Origin of the sequence: Amycolatopsis sp. NPDC057786, assembly GCF_042797905.1 — a bacterium.
Taxonomy (GTDB): domain Bacteria; phylum Actinomycetota; class Actinomycetes; order Mycobacteriales; family Pseudonocardiaceae; genus Amycolatopsis.
Window position 1 is genome coordinate 39,030 of sequence record NZ_JBHVKW010000015.1, and the last position, 13,857, is coordinate 52,886.

Sequence of the window (13,857 nt, forward strand, 5' to 3'; positions counted from 1 at the left end):
TCGAAACGACCGAGGTCATAACCTCCGGCTTCCCATGCCATATCGCTTGTCTCGACGCGCCACTCGCGCCCCGTGGCACGCTCCCGTAGCAACCAACTCAGTCCATCCACCTCCACCTCTCAACCCAAAGGCATCACCAGCCAGCCGGCCGGTGACCTTCACCTTAGTGGAACACATGTTCGACTAGGTGGCTGAGTCGTCCCCAGCGCGATCGCGGCGAGCATCTCGGCACCCACGTGCCGCGGCAACATCAGCTGGCAACCTGGCCCATACCAACGAGGAAGCCGACGACTGCGACAGACGTCTTTGTCCTGCCAAAACCAGACCGCGAGTCGATCTTCGGGGTAGCCTCCCTTCGACGATGCTCTGGGGAGGGGCCGTGAGATCGGTCAAGGAGATTGCCGCGGGGGTGCGGACGGCGCTCACCAAGGCGAAAGTGGCCACGGCGGCTCTGACACTGGCCGGCCAGGAGCTTGCAAGACGCCGGCGTGAAGTGGTCGGAGGCCGCGACCGGCGTGTCTGATCCCGACTTCACCAGGCTGCCAGGTCTGGTCGTCGAGGTGAACGCCTCGTCGGATACGGTCGGCGGTCTGATTGACCGGTCCTCGGACCTGCTCGACGGGTACCTCGCTGGCCTGGGAGTGCCGGCGGAGTCCGCTTCGGCTTGGAGCTTCTGGACAGTCCCGTCCTCCTGGTTCGGTCACTTCATCCAGTGATCAGGACGCGGACGACGATGACCTAGTCGAACAAGCGCGGCGGGAGCTGCCACCTCCCGTGACACGCGGTCGCGGGTTCCAGCGCTCGTGCCACACGAACCCCATCTGGTGAATTAGCGCGACGCCGCTATCGCCGATGTGGGAACCTACGCCGATCTTCTTCATATGGGTTCCGCCGTCGATCCTGGACGGCGCTTCCAGCACCTTCGAGCAGAGCCTCCTGCGGCAGCGTGACCCACCATCGGCGCGACTCCCTTCGCGATGACCCTGCACGCTACGCCGGGGGACCGACAAAACGAGGCAAGTAGCGCCAGCTTGCGATCTGATCGGGAGGCCCCGCCTGCCGTTCGGCCGGGACGAACCTCAATAACACTGGCGGCGGCAGTTCAGCGGCGCGCTCGTCCGCCACCCGTGCTGCCTTTACCATGACGGGGCTCTGGCCAAGACCACCGCGGCCGGAGCCGGTCTTCTGAGCGGCTTGTTCGTCCCGATCGTTGCGTGCGGCTGCGCTGGCGGCCAGATGCCACCTGACGTCCACCGCGCCGCCCAGGCTGGTCACCAGCCGAATTACGCAGTCGGGGAGGAATTCTCGGCGACGTCTTCAGGAACCGCTCCTAGCCGCCTTGAAGGTTGCCAGCGGCCACGGGGACACAAGTCTCCACATTGACGATCTCGCAGGGTACGTTCGCGTCTTTGAGATGGGTGGCGATGTCGTTGCAATGGGTGCTGGGGAGTGCGATCGCTAGGAGGCGTCGCGCTCGGGTGGCCGCGACATAGAGGACACGAAGACTTTCGGCCGTCTCGGTGGGGTGTACCCCGGACTGCCATGCGCGGATGAGGTCATCGGCACGGTTGTCGCTGGGCACGATGACGAGCACCGCTTCTGCTTCCTCGCCCTTGACCTGGTGCACGACGCTGGCACGAGGACGAGGACCCATCGGAGTGCCAGCGCCGCCTGCACCCCTCATAGCTCTCGTGGCCGGGGTTCGGGATTGAAGGCTGCCGGTCTGGCTACGCCGGGACATTCCAGGAAGGGGTGGTGTGGTTTTCAGATAGGCGTTGGCGGCCTTGCACCAGTCAGCTGATTGAGCCTCCCTCGGGGCGGGCAGCGTGTCGGCCATCCTCCCGGCCTGGCGTCGAAGCCTTGAACGGTCGACGCCGAGCTGCTCGCAGGCCGTGGTCACAGTGCGGTTTTCGATCTCGGCGTCGGCGAACCAGTAGCGGAGCATCGTGCGTTCGAGGATCTCGCAGGCGGTCTCGCGCTGTGCAGGAGTGGCGGTGTCCGATACCAGGACGCGTGCGGCCCATTCCGCTCGGGCCGAGTGGTTGTCCGGAGGTGTGACCGCTGTGTTTCGCGCGCTGCCGGGCAATTTGGACGCGGCGTGTGCGAGCACGAGCCGCTGTTCCAGTGCGATTCCCTGGGTTTCGGCGTGCTCGTTGAACACGCTGAGGATCTCCTCTCCTGGGGCTTCGGAGCCACGGATGATGAGGATGCCCCCTCGCTCGTCGTGGTTCGGGCCGACCGGGTCGTCGGCTGACCTCGAAGCGGTCGGCCGAAGGGTCGCGGCGAGCGCGCAGATGGCGGGGCTGCTGCGCCAGTTGCCCACCAGGTCCACGCGGGCTCCGAGCGAGTGTCCGAACGAGCGGACACGGTCGGGCAGTGCACCACGGAATTCGTAGATGGCCTGGTCTGGGTCGCAGACGAAGACCAGTGGGATACCGGCGTCCCTCAGTTCGGACAGGATGGCCAGGTCCAGGGCGGAACAGTCTTGGGCCTCGTCGATGACGACCTCGTCGAAGCGTCCGTCAAGATGGAGATCACGTCGCGCCGCTGTTGGCGCAATCCACGTAGTGCACGGATACGTGCCTCGTGCCCGGTGATGTGCCCCTGCTTGGCCAGTGCGTTACGTCGCCGGACTGCTTGTTCCGCCGCGGCGTCGAGCATCCCCAGATTTCCAGAGTCTTGTACGCCGCCGCGTTCTTCGTTCTGAACTGGAATTGTGCCCGGCACTGCTCCGCCCCCGGGTCGCGAGTCCACTGGAAATCGCTCAACCGCAGGGTGTGCGTCCTTCGTCCGTCCCATACGTCGACCGTTGCGCCGATGCGCTCCCACGAGTCGATGCGGTTCCAGGTCCGATCCGAGCTGAGGAAGGGCCGGACGAGGTAACGCCACAGGAACGAGTCGATGGTGCCGACGAAATTCGGGAAGTCGGCGAGATGGGGCCGTCCAGCCTCCCGGCACCGCCGGGTGACTTCGTCACACGCGACGTTGGTGAAGGACACCACGGCCTGGCCGCGGCGACCGCCACCGGCCGCGGCGAGGTGCCTGTCCACGATCACCCGAGTTTTACCTGCCCCGGGACAGGCTTGTACGAAAAGAGGCGCGGGCAGCGAGGTCGCCCGCCGCTGCTGTTCGCGCGCCGCGGCACGTCGCTGTTCCAGAGATGTCACTGCCGCGCCTCGGAGATCCAGACGATCGCCTCCTTCAGGTAGGAGGGCACGGTGAACCCTGCCTGCTGAGTGCTCAGCTCGGCGACGGCCTGGGCGAAGTCACCTTTGCGGAGTTTCTTCTTCTGGAACTCGTCGAGGAAGGTCGCACAGATTTGAGCTTCGTCCGTCAGCTTCTTGATCTCGGCCCAGAACTTCGGGCCGGCCTGGGGACGCTGACGGTTGAATGCTTTCTCGATCACGTCCCTGTTGCTCGGTGAAGCGGCGAGCAGCTCCGGTTCGAGCGTCGGTTTCGCCATGAAGACCTTCAGTCTGTCGGAGGCACCGAGTTCGGACGCCAGGTTGCCGAGAAGTGTCCGGCGGTCCGCGAGAACGGCCGGGTCCTCGTCGGTGATCACCGCGACCCGCTCGGCGATACGTCCCTCGTCGAACTCCGTCAGCAGCACCCGCACGTACGGTTCGAAGTCGACGCCATCGATCGCGACCACCGTGGTCCCGACGAAACGCGCCCAGCTTGCGCGGTCGTGAGCTACCTGGTCTTCCTCAACCGCTTCGGTATTGCGGGCGGTCGGGAAGATCGGTGTCGCCGGCGGGCGGCGTAGTACTTGCCTGGCGAACACTGGGAGGAGTAGCGACTCGGCGATGCCTTCGACGAGTACGACGCGTGGGCCGAACAGCATCGCGCTGCGCGTGGCATCGAGGTAGCGCTTCAGCTTCGCGTGCCCGCCGTCCAGGTCGAGTTTGGCCAACGGGATCGCCTTGGTTTCGAACAGACTCAGAAGTTCTGCGCGCGGCGCACCGGTGTCCGACGTCGGAGCCTGCGGAGTATCAAGGCATTCCTGTACAGCGCTTGCACCCAGGCGCTTACGTTTTATCACCACGAGGTCCTCGACCGCGACGGACGAGGTGATGAGTGGCGAATGCGTGGTGACGATGACCTGGATACGCCCGGCATGGTCCGGCGACACGGGGTCGATGGCCGAGGCTTCCGCGGCATCGCGCAGGTATTCGACCAAGAGCGTCTGCAACTGTGGATGCAAGTGAGCTTCCGGCTCTTCGACCAAGAACACCGTCAGATCATGATCCCGAGCGGCACGCAACTCCGCGACGACTGTCGCGATGTACAGCAGGTTCGCGTACCCCAAACCCGAACCGACGATATCGCGCGGTGCCAGGCCTTGGTCGGCCATGCGAATCCGGAGCGAACGGGCGATCGAAAGCAGCGTCGGGTCCGCGAAGGACACGTCCGCGTCCTGCGGGCTGGCACCAGCCGAAACGTCCGCGAGCGGCGTCCGGACAGCGGTCTCCACTCCCTTAAGAACCCTTCCGGCGCGGGGGCTGGTTCTCACCGCTTCCAGTGTCTCCCGCATCTCGCCGACGAATTCGGGCTCTTCCACCTCGAGTTCCGCCAGGAGGTAGTTGAGGATCACCCGCAGCCGACTTCCCGAACCTGAGTTCAGCTCTCGTTGCGCGTCCCGCAGCGGCGGAAGGTAGATGTGCCTCAGACGACCACGCGCCTCCGGCTCCGGATCTCGGTCGGTGGAGCGGCCATGACCCGCGACCCAATGAACCTTGCCTCGTATCTCCGTGCCGACCGGCGGGCTATACGAGACCTTGTAACGGACAGACTTCATGTCCTCGAGCAGTCCTTGGCTGTACGTGCCCCGCTGCTCGAATGCGGTCACCTCATAAGTGGCCGCCAAGGAGACCTCGTCGACACCCGGCATCCGCGCCACATCGTCGGCATCCCAGTAGCGGTCTCGCCTACCGTCGAGCGGATCGGTGACCAGCCTGATCGCATCGAGGAGGTTCGATTTGCCGCCGTTGTTCTCCCCGATGACGATGGTCAGGAACTCACGGACCGGCACGCATACCTTCCTCAGCGAACGGAAGTTCCGAGCCTCGACCGAAATTAGCCTCACCTGTGCGACTCCTTGCACCGAGCCGCAGCCCGAACGTGTGATCACCATGATCGGTGTTACACAGAGTCGTACTTTCAGGCCAGGGTGTTACACCGAGCCAGTACCGACCGCGTGCCGGACGAAAACGCGCCACAATTGCGCCGCACTGGCGGCGTGTTCGATGGTGACACCCACCGCAGACCGATCCGGCGCACCACGTTCAGGTAGGCCAGCGGTTGCTACTTACACCTGGTAGGTGTTTTCGAGTGCCAATCGCCCGACTGCCGGTGTTGCCCATGTTTTGTGTGCCCTCGGCAGGAGGCGAACCTGCAACTCTTTGCGGTGGTATTGGTCGGGGTCATTCCTGTGGGCCGTGATGTGGCGGATTCTGGGTGGCCGACTTCGCAAGCGGCGTTCCGTGGCGCGATTGCGGGCGCGGGTGTACCCCGCCAGTCGGGCGCGGTACGTCCGGCACAGGTGTCATACGTTTGTGCGGCGGGTGGTACGTGCGCAGTCGGTGTGGTGAATCCAGCTGCCGATGCGGTCCCGCGCGCTGGCGTACTGCGAGCGCCGCATCCGGGGTGATGGGTGGCCGGGAGCTGGCTTGTCGAGAAGAATTTTGGCGGTTTCACCCGAATGGTGGCCGCGCTTGGGCAGGTTTGGTGGCCGTATTTCAAATGGGGTCAGCGGGTGCCCCAGTTCTGCCCCAGTTGCTGAACGGTAACTTAACAACGGTCCATATAGGACGAATTTTCGGTACACCTAAAAATATCGCCCGACCTGCAGGGATGAGCCGGTCGGGCGATCATGAAACCTGTGGAGCTAAGGGGACTCGAACCCCTGACCCCCTCACTGCCAGTCAGGTTCGATCAAGGTGCTGACCTGCGGTTATAGGGAACCTGCTGGTCGGCTGGAGCAGTTGTGCTCCGTGCAACGCGGTTCATCGTTGTTGAACGCTGTTGTAACCGACGTCGTGCTCCAGAACTGCTCCAGGAAAATTGGTGTGAGAGCGGGCCTGGTGGTGGTAGGTGTCCGTTCAGGCCGATGAGCACGCGTGCGACGTTCCAGGCGACCTCCGTATTATCCAACCGCCGCCACCGGTGGTGGCCTAGTCTAGTGGCCGATTTCGATAGCTTCCGTAAGCAATCTTCGTCTCAGCTTGGAGTCCGCATGCTTGGCGATTGTGACTATCGCCATCGCTCGGTCTTCCTCTCGTCCGATCGTCTCGAGGAGCGGACAAACGTCGATCGCGACGAAGGCGGCTGCCGTTCAACGAGCGGCCCAACCGCGAGGTCGGCAGCTGACTCCCATGCCAGATCGCGGCTGGGTCTTCAGGTTGCCGGGCCGGGAATCGCGGCGTAGAACCCCGGCCTCGTCTCGACCAGACTGAAGGTCGGGTCCGCGAAGACATGCGTCACGGGCGCCGGGAAGTCATTGAGGGCGGGCCAGACGAAGGGCGGCCGGAAACTCTTGCCGCGGTTACCTTTGCGGTCTCGATAGGTCATCATTTTTACGGAGACCCACGACCGCGTCACGCTGGTCACGACCGCGCGGTGCCAGCCGTCTTCCCAGACCCATACAGGGTCTTCGCGAACGTAGTGAGTGGCAGGCATATAAGCGCCCACCTGACTCGAACGGCGCGTGCCCGAATGAGGGCGCTTGGGATCGCCGCCGAGAAAGCGGTACTCGTCCGGCGTCAAGAACGGCTCGACCGTGTGGGATCCCAAGCCGGCTCGGCGGCGACGAAGTAGATGCTGTCATGGTTGACTTCGCGGAAGACCGGAGTGTTGACCGGAAGCCACCGGGTGCCCCAGTTGACGGCTTCAGAGGTCGGCACGCTCACGGCAACTCGAGCCCGATCGGGCTCTCCGGCGATCACGCGGCCCGGGATCCACTGGCGAGAACTCCGTAATTTGACGAAGACCATGTCGCCGTGCCGGTATGTCCGCGCGTACTTGTCGTTCATGGAATGCAGACTAAGCCAGGATCAACATAGCACTTCCTGTCATCCGAGTACTGTCAACGGCCGGGACAGCTGACCTGTGAGTGCCGGTGGACAGGCCCTGCCTATCACAGTCGAAGGAGTTTCACCGGATTGCCCACGATGACCGAGTGCGCTTTTGCCAGGCGACCCACACGGCACCGACGCCGTGTGGGTCGCCCGCTGATCGCGCTCCTGCCGGGCACGAACGTTGGATTCACCGGCTGGGGTGACCTCAGTCGATGAGGACGTTCTTGCAGAACAGGTTCTCGTAGCGGTTAGGGTGTTCCAAGCTGCTGCGCGACCCGAAACCCAGGTACAACCAGGGTTTCCTGGCCAAGCTCCGGTAGATCTCGAGGCCTTCTGTCGAACCGGTCCCGCCGGGCCTGACGTTCCACGGACTACGGCACAGCCACAAGACGTGGATGATCGCCGACGGTATCCCCGAGATCGCCCAAGCTCGTCGGCGCGGGCATCGTCTCGGCAACCGCATCGGGGAGACCTATAGCCACGTTGCCCCTGAGGTTGAACGACGCTTACTCCGCTGTCTTGATCGCCGCAGGCGGAAAGCGCGCACGGCTGTTGGTCAAGCGAATGCGACGCGGCCGGCTGGATCTGTGCGAACGTTGGTTGACCCCCACCGCGCTGATCTTCAGGTGTATCGCCGAAGATCATCAGTCAGACGAGAAAACCATCCCTGAACTGCGGAAGTTCCGCTGGTTCGGGAGGATTCTCGTGCTGTGGCCCCTGGGGGACGCTGCTACAACACAGCGGCCCAGGTCAGTGCCCTGGAGTCCCTGATCAGGAAGCTTTTGCGTCTGGACGAGCCAGCCGGGCCTCTAGCAGATCGGCCGAAGCCTGGCGGAGCTCGCCAGCTCGACGCCGAGCAGACGAAGCAGCTCGCCGAGGGTTCCCAAGCTGGAGCGACGGTCTACGATCTGGGTGATCGGTTCGGCATCAACCGGCGAACGGACAGCGCCATCCTGAAGCGCCAGGGCGTGACGATGCGCCGCCGCGGACTAACCCCCGAGTAGATCGACGAAGTCGTACGGCTGTACGCGGCTGGCTGGTCGCTGGCCCGGATCGATCAGCGGATGGACGTGGATCCGACGACCGTTCTGAATCGTTTACGAGAGCGCGGGGTGCGGACGCGAGATGCACATGGGCGTGCGAGATGATGGCGTTGGACTCCAAGCGGAGGGCCCGTTGGTGATAGAGCGAACTTCCTCCAGTTTATTGCTCGGCCAATTCCGCCGTCTCCACGAGCTCGCCCCGGAAGGCCTTAGCGAGAGCAGCTTTACTCGTACGTTCGAGAAGCGATGAAGCTGCACTTACCTTAGCCAAGACTTCCTCGCCTCCTCTAAACATCTCATTCGCGCGGCGAATGATCTCACGCTGCTCCTCTAGCGGCGGCAGCGCGACTGCCACTTTAGAGAGAATGGCCAGATTGATGTTCGCCTGTGCGGTGGCCGGAGCAAACGCTGCCAGGTCACGTCTTGCCGTACGCATGAAGAGCTCGACGTATTCCGGCAAGGCTATAGCTTCATCGGCGATCAGCCCGACGACGCTGTCAGGAAAACAGGCCGGATATGTCAACAGTGCCGTATCAGCGATGTTGGCAGCGATCGTTATGCAGACGGTTTGCGCCGGCCAAAGCCGACTTTGCGCCAGGCCCACGTCATTGTAGGTCTGCGAATGTGAAATGATCAGGCCACCAGAACGCGCCACATCTCCGGTCTGGATAAACGGATATTCCCCGCCGAACAGGCTAGGATGGTTTCTCGGTCGATGCTTCGATTTTCCGCGTCCCAGTTCACCCAGCTCCGGGAGTGCCGCCCAGCACCACTCATCCGGGATCGGCGGGAGCGCATCGGGAGACTGTAGGACAGGTTCCTTATACTTTCGTCCCAGACGACTTCGATCCGCAGCGCGCTTCCGCAGCAGGGCGGATGCGGATGACTCTGGGTGATTGCCCCTACGCCACTCCACTGTCAGCTGTCCGGAACAAGCCGCAGCCAGTACGGCTTGCCGAAAACCTGCCAGGAGTCCTTGAGCTCGGACAAGGTAGCCCGCGACCTCACCCTGACCTTGATCGACTTGATCAAAAAGCGCCACGATCTGGCGTTGCTGCTCAAGGGGTGGCAATGGTAGCTGCAGACCGCTGAGCGTCTTGCGCCCAACACTCGCCTGCGACACGTGGTTGTTAGCGAGCTGAGCAAATTGCCCGGCGGACCAGCACGCATGAAGGTATCGGGCTAGGTATTCGGGCGCCACCTTGTCGTGATCAACCCTTAGGCGGGTCATGTGGTTGGAGAATGCGGGTGAATCGTCATCGACAAAGTAAGCGGTCTTCCCGACAAGATCGATGCTGTTTGTATTGTTGAACAGGACATCCCCTGGTCGGAGGCGTCTATCCGAGCGGTCGGCGAGGTTAGGTTCGACGAACTTTGTGACCGTGCGGTCGATCTTGCCCGCCGTCGATACGTTCATGGGCCGGAGATGGGGCAGTCCCTCGCCATCGCTGTTGTGCTTACCCGAGGCGAAGCCGGGTTGGATATCGACAACGACTGCACCGACCTTCGTCAGCTCCCAGTCAGCCGGCAGCGGCTGTTGATCCTGGCTCATCATGCGTCCACCTCACCGCCCAGCAGCTTCTGCAGCTCCGCGAGCCGAGCGACGGCTAGTTGCAGTTCGCTCGCCGCCTCGGCCAGTAACTCCACTGGATCTCCAAGATCCTCAGCGTCGTCGAGTTCGTCGTCGCGCAGCCACTTGAAGCCATCGATCTTGTAGTCGCGAGCTTTAACATCCTCTATGTCGAAGACGTGCCAACGGTCGTCCGGCGAATCGGCTGCGTCCCGCGGCGCTCGCCCGTTGGGGTCTAGGCCGTAGCACCGCTCAAAATCGGCGAAGTGCGCGTCAGTGAGAGGGCGCGACTTCTTGGTGATAGTGGGTACGTTGGCTCGGGCGTCATACACCCACACCTTGCTCGTGGGACGGCTCTTGGTGAAGAAGATGACGTTAGTCTTGGTGCCAGGGGTGTACGGATTAAACGTTCCTCGCGGGCAGCGTAGGACAGTGTGGACGTCGGCATCCTGCATGAGGATCTCGAAGATTTCACCGGCCTTGTCCGCAAACAGCACATTGTCGGGCACGACGACGGCCGCGCGGCCTCCAGGCTTCAGGATGGTGAGAACATGCTGGAGGAAGTTGAGCTGTTTGTTGGCCGTCTCGATCGTGAAGTCCTCCCGGAGCGGCACTTCGTTGGCGCCACGGTTGCCGAAGGGAGGATTGGTTAGGACGACGTCGTAGCGCCGACTGTCTGGAGCCTCGTAGATCGAGTCACCCAGCTTGATGTGCGGCTCTACCTGGTGCAGGTACATGTTCATGAGCGCGAGGCGTCGGGGCCGCTCGACAAGCTCCTGCCCGTAATACGTCGAGGTCCGGATCCGCCTGGCAGTGCCGCGGTCGAACGCACCACCCGTCCGGTCCTTGAGCCATTCGTAAGCTGCTACGAGGAAACCACCCGTGCCGCAGGCTGGGTCGCAGATGCTGAACTGCTGGTGTGCACGCGGGTCGGGCTGCATGAGCCGCACCATTGTGCGGATCAGAGGTCGCGGTGTGAAGTACTGACCCGCTCCCTTCTTGCCCTCGGAGGCTGACTTTTCGAGAAGTCCCTCGAACGCCGCTGCCTTGACGTCGACGTCGACGCTGGTCCACTCGGTCTCGTCGATCGCTTTGATCAGTCGGCTCAGCGTCGCCGGCTTCGTCAGCCGGTTCTGCGCACCCGCAAAGATGTCACCGAGCATGCCCGGCTGCTTCCCGAGCGTCCGTAGGGCGTCCTGGTAGGCGTCGACGAGATCAGTGCCTGACTGCTTACGCAGGTACGGCCAGTCCGTCTCGTGGGGTAGTGCGACGCCCTGCTCATCGGCCATCTTGAGGAACAAGAGGTAGGTGAGCTGCTCGATGTAGTCGCCGTAGTCGACGCCATCGTGGCGCAGAGAGTGGGCATAGCCCCAGAGTTTTCCTACGACGTCGGTCATGCGGCGACTAGCTCCTCGTTCAGCTGCTTAATCATGTCTGGTAGATGGTTACCGAAGATACGGTTAGCGCGTCGCCACCCACCCCGGGACGACAGTACCGGGATGAGATCGAAGTCCTCTTGCTCGATCGACAAGTTCTCGATCAGGTGCTGCTCGATGTACCCCATCCACTGCCGCTGCTCATCGGTGAGTGCACGCTCGGCGATCACCTTCGCAACGGCCGCCTTAACCCGCTCCTGTGCGGTGAGCAGCGGCGCCGTGTCGAGAGCGGCACGCTTGACCATGGAGATGATATCGACCAGCGCCTTGCCGTACTTGGCGCGAAACGCCTTCTCCAGGTTGGTCTCGGTGAAGTGCTCGGGTGCCCGGCTCAGCGCCTCCCTCAGCTCGGTCAGAGCCCGCGGGTTCCACCCCTTCGGCCGTGTAAGCAGGACGGAGATGGCGTCCAGCGTGCTCGCTTCGCTGCGGACGAACTCGCCAAAAGCGACCAAGTAGTCATCCGGCTGGTACTCCCGGCCCGTCGCACCGCGGATCAACCACTCCGAGCTCACCTCGTCCACGGTGCTGCTGGCGACGACGAACGACCGGCTACCACGCGGGTAGTTCTCGAGCAGGTCCTGGAAGCCCGGATTGCGCAGGATTTTCATCGTGCCCATGAAGGCCGTACGGAGGAGGGTTGGCAGCTTCGCTGCCCAGTCGCTGAGGTCGCCATCCGGGATGAAGGCTGAGAAGAGCTGGTACGCCTCGCCGCTCATCGACTTGGCGATGCGCTGGAGCCGCTTGACCAGGCGCCGCACGTTGTAGTCGCGGTCCTTGTTCTGCCAAATCTCCTCGATGATCTGCGCGGTCGTCTTGTTGTCGCTCTCGGCCGGCTCAGCCGTGATGCCTGTGGCACTTCGGAAGTAGGCCATCAGACTGCCGTCGAAGCAGTCGAAGACGACGAACCTGTCCTTGTCAGCTGCCTGGTCGCCACCACGCCGGGTACCGCGGCCGAGCATCTGCTCGAACAGAATTCGGGACTTCACCGGTCGGAGGAAGACCAGAAACTCGAGGTCAGGGATATCGACACCTGTCGTGAGCAGGTCGACGGTCAGCGCAATCCGCGGCTTAGGCCGGTTGCGGAACTCACGTATGCGCTGGAGCGGGCGGTCGACTCTCCCGGTGATCTTGGTGACGAAGTCTTCACCGCGGCCGAAGATCTCCCGCGCCATGCCAACGAGCTGGTCGGCATGCGACACGTGCGGCAGATCGTTGGCGGCGAAGATCAGCGTCTTGGGGAACCGTCCGTGCTCGGCCTCGAACTGCTCCGTGTACTGCTTCAGCTCAGCGAGGATCTTCCGGTTCGAGTCGGGCGCGGTCACCTTGCGCTCGACCTCGGTGGCGTCGAAAGCCCGCTCATCTTCGAGCAGGTCGAGCTGCCGCGTACCGGTCTCGGGATCGATCTCGTCGATCTGCTCGCCCTCACGGAGGAACACGCCATTGATCCGGACGTCCGAGCTGATCTTGACCACGTCGTAATCGACAAGGTAACCCTCGCGGACTGCCCGCTCGTACTCGTAGCGGAACACCAGGTTCTCGAAGTACGCCATCGTGTGGGCCGCCGGTGTAGCCGTGAGCCCGACCTTGATGGCGTCGAAGTGGTCGAGGGTGTCTCGCCAGACAGCGCGCTCTTTGGCCGAGTAACCACGGTGGCACTCGTCAGCGATGATCAGGTCGAAGGCATGGATGGGGATGTCGAGCTGCTCAACCTCGGCGTCAATCTCCTCGTCGTCGATCTTGAGAGCGCGCTCGCCGCCGAAGAGGTTCATCGACATACGCTGGATCGTGGTGACATACACGAAGGCGTCACCAAGCCGAGGACTGGTCAGCAGCGAGGCCGGCATGACGTTGGCGTCGAACGCGCCATCATCGCCGAAGTCCTCCCGCCGGAAGGTCTGGGAGTACACCGGGTAGATCTTGTCGAACTTCAGGCCAGGCTCAGCCTCGAACGAAGCGAACTCCCGAACGGTCTGCGCCGCCAGTGCTCGGCGGTCGACCAGGAACAGGACACGTCGCGCGACGCCAGCCTTCATTAGGCGGTAAGCCTGGTTGATGATGGTCAGTGTCTTGCCGGTGCCCGTCGCCATCGTGACGAGCATCTTGCGCTTGTCTTCGGCAATTGCCTGCTCAACGGCCTGATTAGCCTCTACCTGGTAAGGACGCGGTCGCTGGTTAACCGGAACCCGCCCGAGGGCGGCGAGCTCAGCATCGAAGTCGCGGCTGAGCATCTCCGTCAGAGCCGTCGGCGTATGGAAGCCCGACACCAGCCGCGAGAGATTCTCCTCTCGGCGTACGTCGTGGAAATGTATCTGCTCGCCGTTCGTCGAATACAGGAAGGGCACGCCGAACTCACCGCGAATCCGCGGTCCGTCCACCACGCCATGGGAGTAGCGCTCGGCCTGTGTCAGCACGCCCTGTGGCCCTATTGTGACCTTCTTGGCCTCGACGACGGCGCGGATGGCCGTGTCGTCTGTCAGCGCATAGTCAGCCGGGCCTGCCGCAGTCGGCCACTCCTCGACTGCCCCAGTGGGCGGCGGGCTGGAGGCGAAGGCTAGCTGGTAAGGCATGACCGTCCAGCCAGCTGCTCGTAGTTTCGGATCGATCCTGTGCTTACGCGTAACAGCTTCACGCTCCATAGCGCCCTCCCCGGCCCGCCACCTGGCCCTCCCGAATGTCACCAGCCACCAGCCCAGAGACGGGATGTGCACGGTGAGTACCAATGCTAGCGGTGT

8 protein-coding genes and 1 pseudogene are annotated in these 13,857 nt (G+C 63.1%); all 9 read right to left on the reverse strand.

The window, feature by feature from the left end; all coding sequences use genetic code 11:
- Positions 1 to 1,330: 1,330 nt before the first annotated feature.
- Entirely contained in the window at positions 1,331 to 2,332 is a 1,002-nt protein-coding gene (locus tag ACFVM3_RS11915; protein WP_378437951.1) for a hypothetical protein, read from the reverse strand.
- Between the two features lie 33 nt (positions 2,333 to 2,365).
- Positions 2,366 to 2,560, reverse strand: a pseudogene (locus ACFVM3_RS11920) (UvrD-helicase domain-containing protein); the annotation flags it as partial.
- Complete coding sequence (locus ACFVM3_RS11925) at positions 2,535 to 3,167, reverse strand: UvrD-helicase domain-containing protein (protein ID WP_378437953.1); 633 nt, start codon at positions 3,165 to 3,167, stop codon at positions 2,535 to 2,537. The gene ACFVM3_RS11925 and the pseudogene ACFVM3_RS11920, both read right to left, overlap by 26 nt.
- Positions 3,164 to 5,134 carry an ATP-dependent endonuclease gene (locus ACFVM3_RS11930; protein ID WP_378437954.1) on the reverse strand — a complete coding sequence of 657 codons (1,971 nt, stop codon included), beginning with the start codon at positions 5,132 to 5,134 and terminating at the stop codon, positions 3,164 to 3,166. The genes ACFVM3_RS11925 and ACFVM3_RS11930 overlap by 4 nt, the downstream gene beginning before the upstream one ends.
- Before the next feature lie 1,262 nt (positions 5,135 to 6,396).
- A complete protein-coding gene (locus ACFVM3_RS11935) occupies positions 6,397 to 6,765 on the reverse strand; it encodes a hypothetical protein (RefSeq protein ID WP_378437956.1) in 369 nt (122 codons plus the stop codon).
- Positions 6,762 to 7,031 carry a hypothetical protein gene (locus ACFVM3_RS11940; RefSeq protein ID WP_378437958.1) on the reverse strand — a complete coding sequence of 90 codons (270 nt, stop codon included), beginning with the start codon at positions 7,029 to 7,031 and terminating at the stop codon, positions 6,762 to 6,764. The genes ACFVM3_RS11935 and ACFVM3_RS11940 overlap by 4 nt, the downstream gene beginning before the upstream one ends.
- 1,248 nt (positions 7,032 to 8,279) lie before the next feature.
- A complete protein-coding gene (locus tag ACFVM3_RS11945; RefSeq protein ID WP_378437960.1) occupies positions 8,280 to 9,674 on the reverse strand; it encodes a restriction endonuclease subunit S in 1,395 nt (464 codons plus the stop codon).
- Positions 9,671 to 11,086 carry an N-6 DNA methylase gene (locus ACFVM3_RS11950; RefSeq protein ID WP_378437962.1) on the reverse strand — a complete coding sequence of 472 codons (1,416 nt, stop codon included), beginning with the start codon at positions 11,084 to 11,086 and terminating at the stop codon, positions 9,671 to 9,673. Before ACFVM3_RS11950 ends, ACFVM3_RS11945 begins: the two co-directional genes overlap by 4 nt.
- A complete protein-coding gene (locus tag ACFVM3_RS11955) occupies positions 11,083 to 13,761 on the reverse strand; it encodes a type I restriction-modification enzyme R subunit C-terminal domain-containing protein (RefSeq protein WP_378437964.1) in 2,679 nt (892 codons plus the stop codon). The genes ACFVM3_RS11950 and ACFVM3_RS11955 overlap by 4 nt, the downstream gene beginning before the upstream one ends.
- Between the last annotated feature and the right edge of the window lie 96 nt (positions 13,762 to 13,857).

Bases quoted from the DNA above. Each gene is read 5' to 3' on its own strand.
- ACFVM3_RS11930 (WP_378437954.1), bottom strand. From the start codon at position 5,134: ATGGTGATCACACGTTCGGGCTGCGGCTCGGTGCAAGGAGTCGCACAG.
- ACFVM3_RS11940 (WP_378437958.1), bottom strand. From the start codon at position 7,031: ATGAACGACAAGTACGCGCGGACATACCGGCACGGCGACATGGTCTTC.
- ACFVM3_RS11945 (WP_378437960.1), bottom strand. From the start codon at position 9,674: ATGATGAGCCAGGATCAACAGCCGCTGCCGGCTGACTGGGAGCTGACG.
- ACFVM3_RS11950 (WP_378437962.1), bottom strand. From the start codon at position 11,086: ATGACCGACGTCGTAGGAAAACTCTGGGGCTATGCCCACTCTCTGCGC.
- ACFVM3_RS11955 (WP_378437964.1), bottom strand. From the start codon at position 13,761: ATGGAGCGTGAAGCTGTTACGCGTAAGCACAGGATCGATCCGAAACTA.